The following is a 20,021-nucleotide window of genomic DNA, read 5'->3' as shown; positions in this document are numbered from 1 at the left end:
GGGCCAACCCCAAGGGTATTATCAGCAAAGTCAGCCTGAGCCTCCTCGTCCAAGTGGAGAATGGATAAAAACCTGGGGTGCGCTCCCGTTCGGTAACTTAGGTAACAGTAGCTGTTGAACCCTAACAGTCCGGACCACACACCTTATTGACCCAGTAGCTCAAGGCGACTTGCCCGTACGCATACGGAAAGCATGGGTTGAGGATGCCGCCTTCATCGGCCTTCACCGGAGGCTGGAATCCATCGCGAATAACGCAGCGCCGTTACTAAAGGAAATCATCTCTAGGCTTCCGGAAAAACTCCGTACCTAGACATGAGGGCAAACAGAGCAAACGTTACGGCCGTCTTGAGAGGATTTTCCGCATTCTGTCGCAAGCGACTTCAGCCCGCTCACGTCGGCGATAGGTTCCGAATTCGACCCTGTCAGCAGACGTACGAAGGAGGCATCGATAGATTTTCCCACCTTCATTATCGCTTTCCTCTTCAATCGCGGGCATCGGCAGAAGCTGACGATTGACATGTTCTTTTTGAACTTTCCAAAGCCATCGGCGTACGATTAACAAATTATCACTGCCCTCCTCCCAAATGGAAATGATAGGGGGCTGCGTAAATTTAAAGAAAATAAATGGCTCGATCAGCAAGAACAGGATAACAATCGTCTGAACGGTCACATCGGTTGTGCCACTTTTATTCAGCAAAAGTGCAATGGCCGCATAGTTTGATATGGCGCACCATGCTATCGCTACAGTCCAGCTGTAGAGCGCATTGAGATTTCGAAAGAGCACTCGATTCATATCGTTTTGCCGCTGAGTAGAAACGTATTAGCTAAGAAAAACAGACGTTTTCGATCGCCATTAGGCTGACCATTGCTCGGGCGGGGCCAGAAAACTAATTTGGAGGGCAGGTTCCAGGCAGTGCCGCTCTCATCGTAGATCATCACCAATTGCGGCGCCAAGTCAGGCCTGACCGCAACAAAACCACCCACTGTCTGTTCCAAAATCTTCCCAGCTCCCCATAGATTATTCAAAAAATAAATAGTACACAGAGGCTATTGCAGGATTTATTTCAAGAAGTAGCCTTGGCCGAAGACTAGAAACTTATGTGAAAATTTTGGGCGAAAAAGTGGTACACACAGTCGCCCGTGTGGGGACGCTCCCAGGGCACGGGACACCCTGGCATCACGATGTTCAATCGCGGTGGCGGCCCGATCACCTTCGACCCACTCAATCGCCTGGACAGGCAGATGAACGTCCACCTGTTTCTCTTCGGGCCCACCGGCTCGGGCAAGAGCGCCACGCTCAATAACTTGCTCAACCAGGTCACTGCGCTCTACCGGCCACGGCTTCTCGTTGTGGTTCAGCGACTTCGCCAAGCGCTTAGTCCTGACCGTAAATCGGATCAAGCTGGCTCCTCGCTCGGGCATCAGCCTGGCGCGCTGATGTGCGTCGGCTGATCGAAACGCCGAGCGACATGCAGACACTCGATGCCGATGCGCTGGGCGAAGACCTGCCACCGGATGCCGTAGCCATGGAGGCGGACGAGCAGCGCGACGTGCTCGGCGAATTGGAGTAACTTCAGTTTTTAGCACACTCACTATCGCGCGCCCTATAGTACGGATGTGCTATTGGAGTTTTATCGTTTCCCCGTAAATTCATAATAACAACCATCTGCTATTTCTGCCGGTGGCGTGATTTCGCAGCCGAGAAAAAACCGTCGACAGTGCAGCAATTAGGGATAAATACGGAGTATGGCTGCTGCCTGCATCAGGACAGCGGCACCTCGTGAAGCAACGGCTGGCTTCATGTCGTCGCTCGTACTTTTGATTCTGCCCATCTGCGTCCATGCCAGCGGGCAACTGCCACCCAGTACGATCAAAGACCACATGTTGTCCGGGCTTACGATCGGCGAAGTTATAGGTGTATTGACACACACTTGAGCGGAACAAGCATCAGTGGCTATGCACTCGAAGTGCTATCAAGCAATACCCGATAACTGAACCAAACGATGACGAATTTTTTATCTGGCAAACGCACTTAAGGGGCTATTCCATTGATGATACATACCGTAGTAACTCGCTCCTCGTCGAGCTGGAAAAATCGAATGCTGCACGTGGCGTTCATCACGATTGTCGCAACCTTTGTCTGGCAGCCTGTAGGCGTGTTCGCGGATGTCGCAGCACCCGAGCGCGCCAACTCTTCTGAAAATACCGACAACACCGAAGGCTCGCTCAATGTCGATGAACGAAAACTGATTCAGGAAGGCTTAGTTTGGGGCGGTTTTTACAACGGCCGGATTGATGGCCAGTTTGGTAAAGACACCCGGGACGCTCTTGCAAACGCTCAGCGCCAGTACAATCAACCTGGCACCGGGATGCTAAATGCCGACCTCGCGGTGCGCTTGGGTGACTTGGCGGTGACTAAACGGATGAATTGCGGCTGGGTGGCCATCCTCGAGCCCACATCCGGTGTAAAGCTGGCCTACCCTTCGATGTTACTCACCAGAACCACGTATCCGGAATCGAACCCGGCCAAGTTGGTCGATATTGATTCCGAAGACAAAAGTGTTTCGATCGAGATATTCCGTCTCGATGACGTCAAACCTGACGCTATGGATGAGATGTACAGGTTCCTGACTAGCGACGGTAAGTCCCCTGTAACTAAATCCTTCAGAAAAGGCAGTTTGTTCATCATCGAGGGTCATCGCGGCACCCGAAAATATTACGCCCGCTATGAACAGCGTGGTAGCAAAATCCTTGGTTATGACCTGGTCTGGAGCGGCAGCCGGGACGTGGAAATGCAGCCGATCTCCGTGTTGATTTCAAACAGTTTTGAGCCCCTTCCCTTTGATACCCCACGCCAGAACAGAGATCCAGATTATTCCCACCTTGTCGAGCTGGCTAAAGCTGCAAATACCGACGCCGGCGGTAACCCGTCGCCCAAGTAACTCAAATACGCCCCCACCCGTACAGCAACCCGTGCAACAACGATCATCCTACCTTTGCTGCAGATGTGGTGGTCGTCACCGGCAGTCGTCCGCTATACCGCTCAACGTCTTGATAAGGCCGCCTCCTTGCCGTTACAGAACACCTCCAAAGCCACTTCGTCGGACACTTTTTTCTGACAAAGTACAGGCGCAGGCGTCGACCACTTGACAAAGTTTGGGTGTGGGGAAGCTGCCAGAAGAAGCCGGTAATATCTGTCACGCCTATTAACTAAGTCAGATGCCTCGATCCAGCCAATGGCTTTTTGAGGCCTCACGGCGATGGCGTAGAGTGAGCGTAACCTAGTATCGACCATCAGCCATGTGAGTTCGACGAGTCTTGAGCCCGCCGAAGGTGCAAGCAAAAGTTGTCGGCTTGCATCCAGATTCGCTAGTGACAGAGCCCTGTGAGCCTGCCTTCTGGCCCTATTACTCAGCTAATGAATGCTGGGAGAGCTCGCATTCAAGTGCATCAACCCATACAAAAGCAACGTTCGTAAGCAACCTTTCCCCATTCCATCGATAAGCACATAGCTTCGTTCCCTTTGTCCCCTTTGCCGATGCTGTAGTCAAGGCAAACGATCTGTGGATTAAGGACTGTGGGACGTCCGGTCTGCCAGTAATGGCCTATGAACAAAGGCGCGGCCTTGTCGTAAACAAGGAGATTTTTCTCAGGAATCGGGTCTTCGGGAAGCTGATGCAGCAAGCTGCTTTTGAGCATACTGGCTGAGCGATATGTTTTTGCTGATTCATCCCACCACCGCGTACGGGTACGGGTTCGCTCGGTACCATCAGGATCGAGATAGCTCAGGCCGGAGGGCAAATCGATTTCAGTGCCCTTCAGCAGCGTTTCAATAATGAGATAGGGCTCACTGTCCTTGCGACTCATCGGTGCCCATGACTCTGGAAGAATGGCGTTGTTTGCGTCCAAATAGGGTACTGACTTTTCAATAAGCGGCGCATGCCAGCAGGCGTGAATCGCTCTGAACTCAGGCGTCTCCACGTACACCGGCATTTTCTTGAACCACGCGATGAGGTCGTGGTGCAGTGCGCTGTTTTCTCCGACTTGGTCTAGGAAGGCTCTATGTTGACGGCGATTCTTTTCGTTGTGATCGCGCAGGAATTTACCCGCATTTTCTGGGTCAGGCGTTGCCCAGGCGCAGGCATTGAACTCGTGGTTTCCTAGAACGATTCGAGCGTGTCCGCCTTCTACCATCAGCCTTACGATCTCAAGCGTCTCCACTTGTCGAGGACCTCGATCGATCAGATCGCCGATGAAGAATGCTTTGCGTTTCGGGTGGCTGTATGTACCTCCGCGTTTGGTGTACCCCATCAGTACCAGCAATGCTTCCAGACGCTCACTCTGACCGTGGATGTCGCCTATAAAATCGTACATATTGCCTCCCTGATCCTGTCGTAATGCCCTACTGGCATACGCTCGGGCCCTTTAACGCGGCTTAACCATCCTTTATACAATAGCAACTGATCGCCGCTGCAGAAAGGATTGAGCAAACTTGGCCAATCCTTCCCTTCTGTAAGCTCGTCGATTTCCAGTAACGCCAGAAACGCCATCCCCTGCTAGCCAGCAATGTGATGCTGGGGCGGCCCCAATATTTGTCTATACCGCCATGCTTAGCAGTCCATTCGATTTGTTTACGAATCTTGTTGGGGATCGTAGCTACTGTCCTTTGCCGATTGTAATACTCACGATTAGCGAGACTCGCAGCATCGCACCACACCGCTCCGGAACGCTCACCCAGCACTTTAACGGCCGTCGAAATAACCAACAGCACTGCGCGGTCATCAGAGATCCGAGGTGAATGACAGAATTTTCTTCTTCAACCTAGAGCGTTTCTGCGTTCAGCAAAATAGTACACGTGTACTATTTTTCAGGCTGACGACGGGGCGTATAACGGTTCATCAAATGACTGATCTAACAGCCTGAACCTACTGGCGAGTTTTAACACCGCAAGATGAAAGTGGAATTTTTCATTCAGGTTAAAACTTGAAAACCAAGAATAACTCAGCGCTACGACAAGCCTATCGCGCGATTGATTAACGGAGTCAGGGTATGAAGTTATTGGGTGTCGTGTTGTTGGGGGTCGTGCTCTCCGGGTGCTCTAACCAGCGTTATCAGACAGTTGAGGATGTGCAGGCCTCATGGATAGGATCCTCGGCAGATGATTTGGTCATGTCATGGGGAACGCCAAACAACAGCTATAAAATGGAGAACGGTTCCACGATGCTTTCTTATGAGTACCTGAGGCTTGCAGGCGCCGGTGGATATAACCCAAGGTATGTCTGGTGCGTTCAAAAGTTCCTTGTCGAGGGTGGCGTCATCACGCGGTGGGGCTTGTCCGACGGCTGTCCGGTAAGACCTGAAAATGCCAAGTTTATTCCTAACACTCCCGTTCCCAAGCCTACACTGTAATCGTGTTCGCCTGCGCTTACCCAATGCCCCGCTGAGAAAAGATAGGTCACCATCGCTAATCTCGCCACCGAGCCTGAGTGAATGGTCTGCCTGTTCTCAACGCGGGCAGTGCTTCGCGTCAGGACCTTGTTGAATTCCAATCGCCTGCCGTATCTCCCGCACATCACGGGCAGGCGACGCACCGAACTGCCATGAATACGCGACTAAACTGCGATGCGCTTTCATAACTAAGAGCGAATGCTACGCCGGACGCACGATGCTCACCGGCTAGCAGAAGCCGCCTAGATTCCTGCAACCTGAGTTGTTTCTGATATCGGAGGTGGCTGAGGCCCATCATGACGGCATTTGCAAAGACGGCTTGACCGGGCAGCGTCGCTCCCCCCGGAGGCCCTCAGTGCGGGCCTGACTGGGGGCATATATTGACTGATGCAATAAGAAGCGGGCCAACTCACATTTTACTCTGGCAACTCACTTTCCGTCCTGAGTTGCCTATCCCTTGAACACCCCTTTATTGAGCGCAGAGCGTAAGGTTCGTGCGCGCAGCATGGATCATGCTCAAGTAATCGTCGGCGACGGCAGCTGCCATGTCTTGGGTAATTGCGTCATCTGCCCTCGCTGCGTCATAACGATATTTCGACAGCGTCGCCAAGCATCCGGCCTTGTCATTTAATTTATACTGCGTCAGTGCATAGTCATTGCGCAGACCGCCCTCATCAATCATCCCCACTGTGCCGAGGCACTCACGATAAACAGGCGCTAAGGCCGTCTCGGCCTGGGCGTACTCTTTCTCGTCATAGAGCTTTTTAAACGCTCGACGCGTCTTGTCCAACGCGGGGTGAGCGCAGAAGGCAGGCACATAGTGGTAATCACCTTCGAAACTTCCATTGCTGCCGCAATACTCTCGACACTGTTCTTTTGTAGATGAACTCACCATCAACACTTTGGGCGCGATAGTCAGATCCAGTGAACATTGGCCTGGGGCATCGCCTTCGTAAACAACCGCTCCTCCTCCGGGGTTCAGCCGGCCGGAAAACGTACAGCCACTACCGGCGTTTTCGGTGTCCAGCGAAAACGTCTGAATACCCTTCGCATCGACAGATCCGATGACCAGTTGGCCCCAACCACCTTCGGTGGCGTAAGTGCCTGCATGTGGCGGTGACTGTTGCGCCCTGACTGAGACGGGCACCATCAACGCGGTAACGCAAAAAGCAGCATAGCAAATATTAATAGTTCGCTTCATCACTACGTTCTCATGGAGGATTGTGCCTATTTAATGACGCCGCGTATCAGATGCATGGGCACCTGAAACTGCGCCACCGCGTAAACAAACACCATCGAGCTTCGCGCGCCTAAACGTTCGACAGGTGCGCACGACACTTCCTGGCTGTTGGCATTTTTTCTGGTAACCAACTGACGGACTGCAGTCGATAAATCAATTAAAAGTCAGTGTGTCGCACTGATCTAAAGTGAAATCAACAGCGTCGTTCAATGCTCCGCTTCGGAACAGCGGGCGAATGATTTGGCGATGGACAGTTGCAAAGAAGATAGCGGTGGCCGTGAGTGTAAGGTCCTATACACCGCTTGCTCTGATCCGATTTTTAGCAAATATTAAGTTTTTCTGTCGACTATGAGCTAACGAACTAGACTTCCGCTCAGCGTACCGGAATGGCAGCGCTGACCTGACGTTACCTGTTCATTGACGTGGGACGTTATTCGCAGGATCCCAGAACGCCTCATACGTGAACTCCTGCAACATACTCGCCGTCACCGGCCCACCACCGATTTTGATCATGCCGTTAGTTCGCCGAGAGCTTGCGTTACAGACGAAATCATAGGGCCGCTCCAGCACAGTGCGGGCAACCGGTTCCCACTGAGTGCTTGTAGGTCCCTGGGTGATTTCGCCCGAACGCATTTTGGAATTCGCCGCCTCTACGCTGTACCGGCCAGCTTTACACTGAAAGGAAATGTTGTACAGGGTGAAGAGAGGTTTGTCTTTCTCTTCGAATACATAAACAACATCCACTGAGCGAGAGGGCTCAGATGCTGATTTCGAAGGAGTGTCCGCGACGGAAAGAGCATCGGCATATATGACTTGCCTTTTTGGCTGATCACCACTTCCGAAAATTAGCCACCAGTCAGGCTCTGCGGCAACAGCCATGCCAGGGGTGATTACGAGTGGGGATAGGACCGCCACAACCAAAGCGTAGTTAAGCACCAAAGGTTTCTCCCATAGTTGCTGACAATAAGAACCGAACAAACTTTGAATCGCCCCTGATAATCTCATACCTTCTTTAGCATTCAATAGCACACCTGTACTATTCAACACGACAAGTCTGGCAGCTAGAGTGCAGGTCTCGAAAATATAATTGCAGGGATTGAAAAGCATGCTCAAAAAACTGCTCAACCGCCTTCTCAATCGTCCGCTGACGAAACAGCAGTTCGCCGAATACCTCATCGCTGCTACGCGAGAAAAAGGCTTCACTGGCCCCCTTGACTACCGTCCGGAAGAGTTCAGGATCCAGCATGGCGATAACAGCTACCTGAACCTTCATAATGCTTTTGAGGAATATCAGAACGCTGATAAATCCGAAAAGACTCAAATAGTGGTCAAGTATGTGTCGGCCTTTATCCACGCCAACTCCGCCCCCTCGGCATCACGCCGGACTTTCGAGGACGCCAGATCCCTGCTGCGACCGGTTATTCGTAACCTGACGACGTATGAGGAAATTCGCTTGAACCAGGTCCGCACTAAAGGCTGGGATGCTCCGTTCGAAATAGCCCAACGAGCCTTTGGCAAGGATTGCGCTGTACTGCTCGCCGTCGACTACCCCGACTCGCGATCAATCTTGTTTAACGGTATACCCGATGACTGGGACATCACGCTGGACGAAGGATTATCGATTGCAATTCAAAACTTGCGTGAGGACACCGAGTACCGCTTCGAAGAAATCTCGCCGGGACTTCATGCCGGTCGTTGGAGCGACGGCTATGACATCAGTCGGGTACTACTGCCTGACGTTTTGCAGCGAATCCCCTTGCAGGGACAACCCGTTTTCATGATTCCGACCCGCGATGTTTTGATGGTGGCCGGCGACGAGGATGAGCAAGCGATTCGCCACATGATTCAGGTCTGTTTCCAGGTGACGGAAAGCGAATGCGTTGTTTCAAGCCAGTTATATACGTATCAGGACGAGAAGGTCGTCACGTTCTTGCCTCAGGACAAGGACAACCGGGTCCTTCTCGCCACACTGGAACGCGTTCTCCTTCAGGATGAGTACGCTTCACAAAAGACGCTTCTTGATGCGATCCACGACGAACACCAGGAGGATGTGTTCGTTGCGTCTTACTCGCTCTACAAATCGGATGAGTCCAGCGAAAGCACTTTTTCTATCTGTAGCTGGACAGAAAACGTAATCACGCTACTACCCAAAACAGACTGGGTTTCGCTTGTGCAACCTCTACAGGATGGATCTACCCATCCTCGCATTGTGGAATGGGAAGAACTTGAACGAAGGTTCGGCGAGTTGATGAAGCCCGCGACGCTCTACCCGATCAGGTTCAGGGTCGACGGGTTCCCGACGGCCGAGCAGCTCAGCCAACTGCCGTAAATAATCAGGCCACCAATATCTCAAGCCACTGCCACGGGGTCAGCTTAGTCACCATCATTAGCACCACGACGAACATGCCCAGAAATCCGAAAATGCCCATCCAGAACCATTTCTGATAGAGAGTGTGGTATCGATAATCCAGCGACAGGCCCTGCTCAACCGCGCTCAATGCCAGCCCTTGCATCCGCTTTTGCAGGACGAGGACCGGCAGCCAGAGGGCACCGACGCCAATGAAGATCGCCACCGAAGTCATCAACCAAGGCGAAGTCATCGACAGCCCCGCAAATGTCACCAGCAGGTAGCCCGTACCGAGCTGAAGAAAGCCGGCGGGCGTGGTAATCCAGGTATCGAAACGCACCACCATCGCACAGACATGAGCGATGACTTGTGGGTTGCGAGTGCGATTGGCAGCGATCAGATAGAGAAACGAGCCCATGCCGAATCCGAACAGGAAGATCGCCGCGATCACATGTAAATACTTCATCGCCAGATAAAGCATTGATCAACCCTGCTCATCTGAAAAGCGTACAGCCAGCTGTATATTCTGCGGATCGTTCATAGCCGCCAGATACTCGTCAACATTAATCTCCCCCACACAGGGTCGGGCACCTGGCTGTGGACGATACTGCTGAGCGACTTTAGCCATTAACGCTACCGCTGCACAACTGGGAATCTCCGGACCTTTGTCGTTGTGCGCCGTTAGCTGGGCATTCATGGTCAGGAATTCACCGTCCAATCCGACACCCTCGACATCGATGTACATGGCACTGAGACCGTCACCGAAGCGCTCGAATAGCGTCCCCCAGCGATGCAGTCGTGCGGCCCATCCCATCCGGTCCTTCAGAAGCCCTGCACGTAAGCCGGCCGCCAACAAGTAATTGGCTATGCCGCCAAGCTTGAGCCCAGAGCCTGCCTTGAAACTCAGGGTGTGTGCGCCGTAACGGTCACCAAAAATGTCGATATCTGGCACGTCGACGTTAGCCAGCAAGCGCGTCCCCAGATGCTGCATTTTGCGTAAGGTCAGATCCTGCCAGCCCGAAACCTCGTGGACCTGCCCGCCTCGTAGCTGTTTGATCGGCTTGCCAGCGTAAGCGAGTACACCTTCAACGGTGGACAATCCTGGCATTTTTGCCGAGGAGGAGATGCCGTGTTTAATGACGTCAATACGGCTGAAGCGGTGACGGTACTGATCAATGATGGCTGATGACAGCGTAGGTACAGAGCTGCAGCCGCTGAGCAAGGTTACACCTGCTTGCCTGGCTGCTGCGTCTAAAATGTCGATACCGTTGACGAAAGCGCGGCAGTCCGCCAGGTCACAGTAGTTGACACCGACTTTGATACACGCTTTTGCTACGGCGTAGGACTGCCCTTGAAATGGCCCACCCGTGTGGATGACCCATTGGATATCCCGCCCGCGCAATGCCGAACCGAACTCTACTCCCATGGCATCAACACACCAACTCTCACACACAGCGCCCGATTGGCCTTGCAGCGTGCTGACACTATCAGCCAGCCTTTCAGGGTTGCGCCCTGCAATCACAAGCACAACGTTGGGCATGTTGATCAGGTGTCGGCAAACAATCGTGCCGAAATTTCCGTACCCGCCAACCACCATGACTCTCAGCGACATTCAATGCTTACCTATCTTCAATACTGTTCACGTTAACCAGATGTGGAGTGGCGACCATTCGCCGCTATGTTGATCAGGCACGCTCCGCAGGCTTCTCACACATCGACAGCAGCGTCAGGCGCAGTTCCGAAGGTCTCAGCGGTTTTGACAGCACAGAGATGTCCCGCGCCTGCGAAACCTCCTGGACCATGTCTACTTCTCGGCCTGTGACAATCAAGGCCGGCACGTCCCAGCCACGAGCGGTCCGGATGCTATCAATGCAATCCAGGCCGTTCGCCTTCGTACCCAGATCATAATCCGCCACGATAATGTCGCAGTTGGTGCTCAACCCTTCTGCCGAACTTGCGGTCTGTACGTCGCAGCCCCAACGTTCAAGCAGAGCTGCGGTGGCCATGAGGACGTTGTTGTCGTCCTCCACCAGGCAAATTTTGACACCCTTGAGCAGGCTGTGCCCAAGTGTTTTCTTCCGCGGCTGCTGCACGGGCGCAGCGACTTCTTCGAGGCCGTGAATGGTCACGCTCGTACCGCGATTCACCTTGGATTTAATCTGAATCTGCACGCCGATGATCTGGCTGAGTCGTTTAACAATGGACAGGCCTAATCCCACGCCTTCTACATCCTTGTCACGCTCGTGACGTATTCGATAGAACTCATCCCAGACGCTGGGGAGATGCTTGGCGGCGATGCCCGGCCCCTGATCATGGACATTGATCGACAGCCCTCCATTATGGCTGCGTACACCGATCAGTACCGGATGGTTTGGTGCGTATTTGAGCGAGTTGGACAGTATGTTCTGAACCATGGTGGCAAGCAGCGTAACGTCTACCCTCACCCACTTGTTACATGGCCGGATTCTGAGTTCGACACCGGCCCAGCGCGCCGCGGCGATATTCTGCTGGGCGATTTCAGCGAGCATTTCGCCCAGATTGACCACGTCTGATTTGGCCGACACCTTTCCGCTGTCCAGTGTGTAGATATCCAGGATCGAGCGGAATAGTTGTGCTACGTTGTGCAGCGACCGATCGATGTTGTCTACCAGCTTGCGCTCGTAATCCCCAAGTGGGCTTGAACGCAGGCAGGCGGTGAACATGCCTATGGAGTGAATGGGCTGACGCAGGTCGTGACTGGCCTGCGCAAGAAAACGTTCTTTCTGCTGATTGGCAACGGTCGCCTGCTCAGACGCCTGGCGTGTCCTGACCAGCAAGATGTGAGCGTAGCCCGGCACCAGAATGGTGACCGCGACCAGCATCAGGACCATGAACGGTTGAGCCTGCCAGTACGGAGTCAACTGATAAATAATCAGGATCGCCAACAGTGCCAGGGACGAAGCAATGGCCAGGTAGCGCGAGCCGTAGCGCATACCGTTCCCTAGCGTGACCCAGACCATGACGCTGAAGATCGGCAGCGTCGCCTCCCCGCCGACCACCAGTCCGACTGAAATTCCGGTGTAATCGTGCACCATCCCGAATACCCGTCGGGCCGGAAATACGCCAGGGTGACTGATAATGTATTGCCGCAAGATAAACGAGACCACCAGAAAGCCAGCATAGTAAGCAATGATCGGTTCATATTGCGCGACATAGTATCCCGGCAAAAAACCTATCAACGATACATAAGTGATCGCCACCGTCGCCACAGTTAATCTCAGCGTGGCCTGATCCAGCTCAGCGTTTTTCCGGTCTTTCATGAGTAACCCTGCCGTTAGCCTGGCGGTGATGCCCGATCTTGCTTCGTATAATTTTAAAGATGAGGCATGGAAGACTCATAAAGCAAGTCGCAAAGTCGGATTTATTTTCCCTGATGAGCCTTGCCAAACTGGATCTCGAGTGGGGCTGGGGGCGTATCGGCCAGGCTTCCTCCCCGCTGCACATTCACCTGATAATGACCCGTCTCAAGTTTCTCTTAACCAGATCGGCATTCAGATAGGTGTTTTCCCATGAGTTTAATTTAGGGTGCATGACCTGCTGGTTCAGCGTCTCTATGCCGCTGGGTATCTCCTGAATGAGGCCTTGAAACACTAACGGAGATTCCTACTCACAATATGTGTGGTTCTCAAGGGTATCACCTCCCGCCAGAGCCCAGGCTTTCTCCCGCTCGACGCCATCGCTGTAGGGGTAACGCAGCGTCACGGCATAACGACCTGGTTCCGTCACCCAGACCTCAAGATTTGTTGTACTGCATATCCAACGCTACAGGTTGGCGTGCGGTCTGTCGTGAACTGTTTAAACAGAAACACGACGAAAAGCACCATCATCCCGGTTACGACTGACAGAATCGCAATCGCACCGGCCAGCAATTTTCTAAGCAAGTAAAGCCTTCCGATGCAACCGCTCGTAGCATTCTGGTTTGCGAAAGTTGAAATTGGCGCGCATCTACTATTGATCACTGTTGGGGTCCGTGACCACAACAGGTGGCAGCAACTTGGCGACTGATCACTTCAGCAAAAATCAAAACTTGAGGGTAGATGCGCAAAGGTTATTGCTTGCCATTTCTTTCAGGCAATAGCACATCTGTACTATAGGCAATTCTGCAACAGCACCTTTAAGCTAGCGCAATAGACGGAATCCGACTCACCGTTAAAGGTATGCTTTGACTGGTCACTCCACATTACAAGTATGTGCCATTTGCAGTCGCACCGGCGCAAAAAATATTAACACCACACTACTCTTAGATCAGAGGTAACAGTCATGGGTACTTATTGCCAACTGGCAAAATTTAAAGGTCTAATAAGTGCGGGGATGATCACGATGGCCTTGACGGCCTGTTCAAGCGGTGTCGGGAATTCAATTCCGGGACTGGATTCTTTGACGGGCGATTCCAAGTATGCTCCTGAGTTCATCAAGGCGAACATTATTGTTGGAAAATCGTCAAAGGAACAGATTCGTGAAAAGTTCGGTGACCCTACCTCTGTGCGTGATAATTTAGGTGATAACACTGCTCAGTGGGTGTATGACAGCAAAGATTCAAAATTAGGTAAGCTCGCGGACATGGCTTATAAATATACCAGTCGGTACTCGGGCGCGGGCGGAAGTTCTGCAAGCAGCGCCATCATTGGTGGACAAATCAAGGCGGGTGAAGCGCAGGAAGTAGTGAATGACGCTGGCACACTCTCAGGCAGCAACACCCCAGGTAAAAAGGTAAAAATTACCGAGATACATATTGATTTCAGAGGTGACGTGGTACGAGCGTTCAGAACCTATTGATCAATGACCGATGCCTTTTAAATATTGATAAGGCATCGGTTCTCGCTCTCAGGGCGAATCGGGCTAGGTCAGAACCGATAGGTAGCCCCTACTCCAAACAAGTTAGCGTGACTCTCATAAGTCGCGCTGTAACTCGCTAAGACATTGGAGCGACTGACGTCAACACTTTCTTCCTTGAGGTAGGAATAAGCCAGATCAATCGTTAGTTGCGGCGTCACGTTGTAACCGACTCCGACACTGAATATCTGCCGATCACCCGTTGGCGTTCGTGGCGAACGATTGGTGTTGCTAGTCGGCGATTGATCGAATGTCAAACCGGCGCGCACTACCCATTGCGGATTCAGCTGGTAAGCAGTGCCTATGGCATAAGCCCAAGTGTCATGCCAGTTCAGCCCTTCCTGAATGGAGCCAGTCAAAGCCGACGCCAACACACCACCCTGTGCCGCCGAGATCGGCTGATTGCGCAAACTCAGGTCCTGCATGCTGCTCCAGCCGGTCCAGGTCGCGCTGGCGAAGAGTTTCCAGGCATCGGTTACTTCCTGGGTAACCGAAAAATCGTAGGACTCAGGAGTGGTCACTTTCAGCGTGCAGTCATAGCGGTTGCTCGCGAGCAATACCGAAGGGGTTCCTGCGCCCGTCGCGACCTGAGTGTGGCAATCCAGTTTGTAATCCACTTTGGAGTGGTACGTCAGCCCGACCCGGGTGGTATCGGTGGCATTGAACAAGACGCCCAGATTGAAACCTACTGCAGTGTCATCACCTTTGACCTTGACGTTGGTGTCAGGAATGGCCGGATTCAGTGTTACATCTGACTCGAGCGTGCCCGCAATCCGGTTGAAAGTGGGGCCTAAGCCAATCGACAATCTGTCGTTGAAGGCGTAGCTGACGGTGGGCTGCAGCGTGATGACCTTGATGTCGCTCTTGCTGGCAAACATCCGCCCCTGAAATCCCTTTTCGTAATCAGTCGACAGGCCGAACGGAGCATAGACTCCGAAGCCAAAGGACCAATGATCATCGAGCTTTTGTGTATAGAAGCCAAAGGGCACAGTGCTGAACGGCACCATATCGCCGTCATTGCTGCCAGTGGAACGACCGCTGACATTGCTGATATCCGTAGAGGCGTCGATAAACGTAGCGCCGGCGGTAATCTGTGTGCCCTCCAGGCGCGCCATGCCTGCCGGATTCCCGTACACGGTACCAGCGTCATTGGCGGCAGATGCACGCCCCGCCTGTCCACTGCCCATGGAACTGATGCTTTGTTCGGTTCGGGCGAAGCCGCCAGCAAAAACTTGAGTCGATACGATTGCAACGGCAAGGCCAAGAGTTGTCTTGAGCATGATCATTTCTTTCTTCAGAACCCGTTATTGAAAAGTGCCGGGGAAGATCATCAACGATGCCTTCTTCCAACATGAATCGGCGCGAGGCCGAGGCGAGTCCGTTCACGCAACAATCCGATAAATCAAGCGCGCAGTTTCATAGCAAGTTATTGCAAGGTCGTGACGATTTTATCGTTTCGTTAGTCGCGCCCTGCAATCCACCATGGGCAGGAAAAAAGTTTCTATAAGCCGCCGCGATACTGCCGTCAAACGCAAACCAACTCTCGATGACGGCCAGATTTTGCCCATCTTTGCTGTTAGTTAGTCCTGAGGAAATCTCATTGGGGAACTTGCAGGCATCGAAGGTGGCCAGCGGGGTCGTTACTGCCTCTCGCCCGATATAGGTGTGCTTTTCAGTGATCTCGTACTCGACACCCGGCCCGGTCGTGACAGTTTTGCTGAGATAGCTGACCGTGACGGTTTGCCCCGGCTGCAGATCGCTCGGGACAGCCAGTGGGGACTCGTTATAAGTAGTGACCAGCGAAGCACCGCTGCCGTGCTGGTTGCCGGATTTGACGAGCTTGCCATCCACCAGGTCGACGAAGGCGTAACCGGTGCACTCAGTGGCGTTATTAATCAGCGTGTTATGTACCTGTACCAGCGAATTGGCGCCGGCAAATGACTGACGGTCGAGGGTTTCGGTTTTGTTGTGACCAGGTACGCCGCGCGCGTTGCTGATCCGCGTTTGAGTCTCGACTGGCGAACCTTGGCGAAAATCGGCCTTGGCAATACATATCCCTGATGACTTGTCGCTGGCCACCGCAGAGCCTGCAAATGCCCCGCTCCAGGCCACGACCAGCAAAGCTAGCAAGCGCGTCGCTTGTTTTGAATGACGACGCCTGAAACTGATTTCACCCATGGACCGCCTCTTCGCCCGTAATAAACGCCCTCCGTCTGGCTCTCGCTGCACGAATCATTGGCTGCGTCGACGCAAAGACAAACCTGGGACGGTATCAGTCGCTACAAACGCGCTCAATAGCACATATGTGCTATATGACCATGCTGCAGATGTGGGCTTTTATTGCGTAGGAGCCGCCCCTGTATCCGGAGCAAATATTGGACTGTAGGAACGAACGGGTTGGCGCTCCATCGAGCACCACAAGGCCGCGATAGCGGTGTATCAGACAGATCGCCACCGCCGCCCCGCGGTGCTCGTGAGCTCGGAAAAGCATTCCAAACTCAATAGTTGTAGCTTGTTGATGAGAGCTACCCCGGTATCGATGGCACCGCACTGTCTCGCGGAAAACATTGGGCCTGAGCTGCCGAAGACTGCGATCGCGGTGGATTAGGAGAAATGCTTCGCAGCCTTCGGCAGATCCTACAGAAAATACTTTTCAATCCAGTAGTCTGCATGCTGTTTGATGAGAACCGAAGAGAGCCGATCGACCAATGTCGATTAGGCCCCGAAAACTGAATTGCGAGTAACCTTAGTTAATCCCCCTCCACTTGTGCAGCGATCCAGCATTACCCATCCCCATAAAGCCACAGCCTATGGTTTAGTAGTACTCGATAAGGCCTTTGGAGTTACCGGTCATATTTATCCTGCAGGCCGTGTTTGCGATCTGAGGTCCAATTTGCTACATCCTGCACTTGGCCTCGAGAGGCGTTAGTGTATGAGCCGGCGAGTCGTGGGACGTCGCAATAACTTTCGTTGCTCATCCACTCATAAAAGGTATATTCAGGATTGCTGATCGAGGGAGTGATATATCTGGGCTACCCATGGAGAGTACCAGACGATTCAAAGCCTCACTTACATTCTGCCCTACCAGCTCGCTGGCGATGCCTCTCTCCGGGTTTATCGTACTGCAGCCCGACTTCCTCATAATTAACAATGCTGGAAGAATTAACTATTTCATGATGGTTAATACTTATGAAAACGAGGGTTATTAAGCGTTGAAAAAAACCTGAGTTGATCACCGTGTCATACACCGAGATCAACCCATTAAAATTGAACGAGTGACTGTCGATATTAGTAAGGCGATTGCTTGACGGGTTCGCCCTTTTTCGAGCATGAAGGCGGATTGGTCATGCCCATGGTCAGCAGGTTGCCACCGTTAATAATGCAAACGAACTCTTTTTTATCGTTGGTCTTGAAGTTGGCGTAGGTGTTAGTGCCGTCGGTACGACGATTGACGAGGGTCAAATCTTCTGGCGCATAACCCAAAGCTCCAGCGCCAATCGATTTGATCTTCTCGTCATCCAGCACATTGGTTTTGCTGGCAATGACATTGCAGCCTGCGAGACTTGAAGCAATAAGAAGCGTCAACGCGATTTTTTTTAACATGCAGTTTCGTCTCCAGAGCGATAGCGATATAAAACAGACTATACCCGCTACCAGTCCGTTAAAAAATAGTACACATGTGCTATGGAAGGGAATAAAGCAATTAAGGTGTATCGAAGAAAAAGCCGGGGTCATGTATGAAAAATCATACGGCCGCACCCCGGCGCACTATTGGGTGTCTGCTTATTCAAATCAGTTGGCGAGCCACGAGTCCACGACATCTGCACCGTACTTGGCCTTCCACTCTTTAAGGGTGCGATGATTGCCTCCTTTCGTTTCAACAACCTCCCCGGTTTCAGGGTTCTTGAACACTTTGATTACTCGCGCTCTACGGGTTTTACGCGCGCTGACGGGCTTTTCAGTCTCGAGTCGGAGAGCAAAGGCCTGGGGATCAAGCACCGCCACCACATTTTTTAGGCTGAAACTGTAATCAGCCAACAGGTTGCGTAATCTGGTTTCGAATTCGATCTCTTTCTTTAGCTCTTCATCGCCTTTCAGCGCATCCAGCTCTTTGAGCTGTTCGGCCAATTTTCTTTCCAGCAAACGAAACTCTGCAAGCTTAGACATTTATAACTCCATCACGTATTGAAGGTTGGTATGGGCGGGCAAACTGAAGTGTCCTGCTCGCTCACGGGAAAGCGTTCAATGTTGCGCCAAGTTGCGATGTGATCCAGACCAGCTTCTCTCTACTGGCTTTTTATGAGAACGGCAGTTACCTGACTAAGCGTACTGTCTCTACTGAACGCGAAGGTCATCACAACGGAACTGGCATCAGGTTCAATCATAGCTCGCCCCCGGTTATCCCGAACGACAAGTCTGTCTGGCAGATCCTCAACAATCGTCCATGTCCCGGGTGGCGTGAATGACTGGATGAGCGCAGCATGGCGGGTATTCAGCGGAAAATATCGGGTGACCACATCGCTGACATCGATTTGCTCAAACCCGACTGGCTTTCTCGACGCGTAAATCTCGTCAAACATGGCGTTCAGGTCTGCAGACGCGCCCCATGGAAAACCGGGATCTGTCAGGCATTGTTTCAACCACTGCTCATTGCCCTCTTCGGCCCAGAGTTCGACGTCCAGACTGGTCAGCGTTTGTTTACCAATCTGGTCATAGATACGTTGCGTATCTGCATCCGGCTGCCCGGACCTTGCACTCCAGCCATGACTGCCTTCAGCGCAATCCTTGATACCCGACTTGCATGTGGCAATCATCTTCGGCTTACCTCCAATGACGTCCGCAACAGAGCGGGTCTGATACAGCTCCCCGCTGGCCCAGTCCTGAGAAACACTGCAGACCCGGTTGTTATTCTGAAAAAAACGAGTCCCGAAACAACCGTAAGCATACGCATCCGCTTGTGGCACAAATTCACATTCAACGATACTTCCGTCAAACTGGCCACCTGTAAATCCTGCATCAAACGTACGCTGGTCAATCGCTCGCTGAACCAGGCCAGGTTTCGCCGATGCCTGATCTGAAGTCCGGCCCGGTTGCCGAGTACGCTCCTGCATCGCTTTCAGCACGATATTGCTACGTGCCTGCCGGGTGTATGGCACACCTGTCCGCTCATTAACACTGTTACGCAGTTCCCCGAGCCCCTGATCTCTTGCCGCAATCCAGCGACGCTGGCTCGAAATCAGCATGCTGCGAATTCCGGCATCATCGGTGCTCTTCAGGATCTCCGCATAGGCTTTACCCATTGCCGCGTCAGCAGCCACCAAGCGGGGGTCGGCGCATATCAAATGCTCTATTTCGGCTGATGCCTTACCACAATCCATGAATCGCGCCAGAGCATGCTGAGAGGAGAAAGCCAGCAAAAGAACTGCAACCGCGGGGTACTTCATTACGGGAATCCTTGGTAATTCTTGATCTGATGTTTCCCGGGAAACTGTTGATGGGGTTTTACAGACAGCCCTCCTCCCGGTAGTTGCCGTCAACGTAAGCCAGCGTATCACCCGGCCCAGGCTGCCAGCGGACCCGGGCAGTCACTCTGCACGGTATCCATCCCTCGCGTCGTACAGCACCGTAATAACCTGCCCTCTCAAACCACGTGGGCTTGAAACCTTCCTTGTTGAGTTCGCGAATGAAATCACCTGCGGGCATACCCAATGGAAAACGGGTGCGCAGTCGGCTGTCAAATTCCGCAGACGCGGCGTTCCATGAAGTGGGTAATCCATCAGTTAGAAAAGATGGCGAACGCACCGAGTCCCACATCAGAAAGATGAAAACTCCGATGACGACCCCTGAACTGTATAGCGCGGCATGTCGAAAAAATCTTCTAACGTTCAGTCCAGGAGCTAGTTCCATGGACAACCCCTTGATGGATTCTGATCGTGCTCGCCTGTTATGACTCGCGTTTGGTGATCGTCTTCGAAAAGATGTACCCAATGACAGCAATTAATTCATTCATGCCAGGCCGTTTTCAATAGCACATGTGTGCTATTTGTTCGTGTGGCCCCTCGGTATAGCCTTTCTCAATGCCACTCATGCGCATCGCTGATCTGTTAGTTATCT

At 52.5% G+C, this 20,021-nt stretch carries 17 protein-coding genes and 2 pseudogenes; 6 read left to right on the top strand and 13 right to left on the bottom strand.

Annotated elements, in window-relative coordinates:
* Window positions 1–334: 334 nt before the first annotated feature.
* On the bottom strand, window positions 335–793 hold the full coding sequence (locus N018_RS12455; protein WP_025389796.1) for a hypothetical protein: 459 nt from the start codon (window positions 791–793) through the stop codon (window positions 335–337).
* A gap of 323 nt (window positions 794–1,116) precedes the next feature.
* Here N018_RS12455 and N018_RS12450 point away from each other — a divergent pair.
* A pseudogene (locus N018_RS12450) lies at window positions 1,117–1,568 on the top strand (conjugative transfer ATPase); the annotation flags it as partial.
* A gap of 531 nt (window positions 1,569–2,099) precedes the next feature.
* On the top strand, window positions 2,100–2,942 hold the full coding sequence (locus N018_RS12445) for a peptidoglycan-binding domain-containing protein (RefSeq protein ID WP_025389794.1): 843 nt from the start codon (window positions 2,100–2,102) through the stop codon (window positions 2,940–2,942).
* Window positions 2,943–3,450: 508 nt separating this feature from the next.
* Here the strand turns inward: N018_RS12445 and N018_RS12440 are convergent.
* The gene (locus N018_RS12440; RefSeq protein WP_229631394.1) at window positions 3,451–4,374 is read right to left on the bottom strand and encodes a metallophosphoesterase; all 924 of its coding nucleotides are present in this window, start codon (window positions 4,372–4,374) and stop codon (window positions 3,451–3,453) included.
* A gap of 675 nt (window positions 4,375–5,049) precedes the next feature.
* Here N018_RS12440 and N018_RS12435 point away from each other — a divergent pair.
* Complete coding sequence (locus N018_RS12435; RefSeq protein WP_025389793.1) at window positions 5,050–5,409, top strand: hypothetical protein; 360 nt, start codon at window positions 5,050–5,052, stop codon at window positions 5,407–5,409.
* A 96-nt stretch (window positions 5,410–5,505) separates the two neighbouring features.
* Here N018_RS12435 and N018_RS26490 read toward each other — a convergent pair.
* From N018_RS26490 to N018_RS12425, 3 genes and pseudogenes are all read right to left on the bottom strand, one after another.
* A pseudogene (locus N018_RS26490) lies at window positions 5,506–5,746 on the bottom strand (helix-turn-helix domain-containing protein); the annotation flags it as partial.
* A 171-nt stretch (window positions 5,747–5,917) separates the two neighbouring features.
* Window positions 5,918–6,649, bottom strand: a complete 732-nt coding sequence (locus tag N018_RS12430) for a hypothetical protein (protein ID WP_229631384.1) — start codon at window positions 6,647–6,649, stop codon at window positions 5,918–5,920.
* A 453-nt stretch (window positions 6,650–7,102) separates the two neighbouring features.
* Window positions 7,103–7,795 (bottom strand): hypothetical protein, encoded by a 693-nt coding sequence (locus N018_RS12425; RefSeq protein WP_025389792.1) that lies wholly within the window; start codon window positions 7,793–7,795, stop codon window positions 7,103–7,105.
* On the opposite strand from N018_RS12425, the gene N018_RS12420 reads away from it, so the two are divergent.
* Window positions 7,794–9,017, top strand: a complete 1,224-nt coding sequence (locus N018_RS12420) for a hypothetical protein (protein ID WP_025389791.1) — start codon at window positions 7,794–7,796, stop codon at window positions 9,015–9,017. The genes N018_RS12425 and N018_RS12420 overlap by 2 nt on opposite strands.
* Before the next feature lie 4 nt (window positions 9,018–9,021).
* On the opposite strand, the gene N018_RS12415 is transcribed toward N018_RS12420, so the two are convergent.
* From N018_RS12415 to N018_RS12405, 3 genes are all read right to left on the bottom strand, one after another.
* Window positions 9,022–9,516, bottom strand: a complete 495-nt coding sequence (locus tag N018_RS12415) for a DUF2269 family protein (protein WP_025389790.1) — start codon at window positions 9,514–9,516, stop codon at window positions 9,022–9,024.
* A gap of 3 nt (window positions 9,517–9,519) precedes the next feature.
* A complete protein-coding gene (locus N018_RS12410; RefSeq protein WP_038401226.1) occupies window positions 9,520–10,647 on the bottom strand; it encodes a saccharopine dehydrogenase family protein in 1,128 nt (375 codons plus the stop codon).
* A 73-nt stretch (window positions 10,648–10,720) separates the two neighbouring features.
* On the bottom strand, window positions 10,721–12,334 hold the full coding sequence (locus N018_RS12405; protein ID WP_025389788.1) for an ATP-binding response regulator: 1,614 nt from the start codon (window positions 12,332–12,334) through the stop codon (window positions 10,721–10,723).
* Between N018_RS12405 and N018_RS27420 the strand changes: the two genes are divergently transcribed.
* Together N018_RS27420 and N018_RS12400 are read left to right on the top strand one after the other, a co-directional pair.
* The gene (locus N018_RS27420) at window positions 12,333–12,587 is read left to right on the top strand and encodes a hypothetical protein (protein ID WP_154219952.1); all 255 of its coding nucleotides are present in this window, start codon (window positions 12,333–12,335) and stop codon (window positions 12,585–12,587) included. The two genes, N018_RS12405 and N018_RS27420, sit on opposite strands and share 2 nt — an antisense overlap.
* A 747-nt stretch (window positions 12,588–13,334) precedes the next feature.
* The gene (locus N018_RS12400; protein WP_025389787.1) at window positions 13,335–13,850 is read left to right on the top strand and encodes a hypothetical protein; all 516 of its coding nucleotides are present in this window, start codon (window positions 13,335–13,337) and stop codon (window positions 13,848–13,850) included.
* Between the two features lie 68 nt (window positions 13,851–13,918).
* Here N018_RS12400 and N018_RS12395 read toward each other — a convergent pair whose 3' ends face one another.
* The 5 genes from N018_RS12395 to N018_RS12375 form a co-directional block, all read right to left on the bottom strand.
* Entirely contained in the window at window positions 13,919–15,187 is a 1,269-nt protein-coding gene (locus N018_RS12395) for an OmpP1/FadL family transporter (protein WP_025389786.1), read from the bottom strand.
* Window positions 15,188–15,323: 136 nt separating this feature from the next.
* Complete coding sequence (locus N018_RS12390; protein WP_025389785.1) at window positions 15,324–16,085, bottom strand: hypothetical protein; 762 nt, start codon at window positions 16,083–16,085, stop codon at window positions 15,324–15,326.
* A gap of 1,110 nt (window positions 16,086–17,195) precedes the next feature.
* Complete coding sequence (locus N018_RS12385) at window positions 17,196–17,510, bottom strand: hypothetical protein (RefSeq protein WP_025389784.1); 315 nt, start codon at window positions 17,508–17,510, stop codon at window positions 17,196–17,198.
* A 189-nt stretch (window positions 17,511–17,699) separates the two neighbouring features.
* Entirely contained in the window at window positions 17,700–18,074 is a 375-nt protein-coding gene (locus tag N018_RS12380; protein WP_025389783.1) for a histone-like nucleoid-structuring protein, MvaT/MvaU family, read from the bottom strand.
* 119 nt (window positions 18,075–18,193) lie between these two features.
* A complete protein-coding gene (locus N018_RS12375; protein ID WP_025389782.1) occupies window positions 18,194–19,351 on the bottom strand; it encodes a lysozyme inhibitor LprI family protein in 1,158 nt (385 codons plus the stop codon).
* Window positions 19,352–20,021: the final 670 nt, after the last annotated feature.

The organism is Pseudomonas syringae CC1557, assembly GCF_000452705.1.
In the GTDB taxonomy this organism is placed as follows: domain Bacteria; phylum Pseudomonadota; class Gammaproteobacteria; order Pseudomonadales; family Pseudomonadaceae; genus Aquipseudomonas; species Aquipseudomonas syringae_F.
Note: the sequence above shows the minus strand (reverse complement) of the source record. Positions and strands in the feature narration are given on the sequence as shown.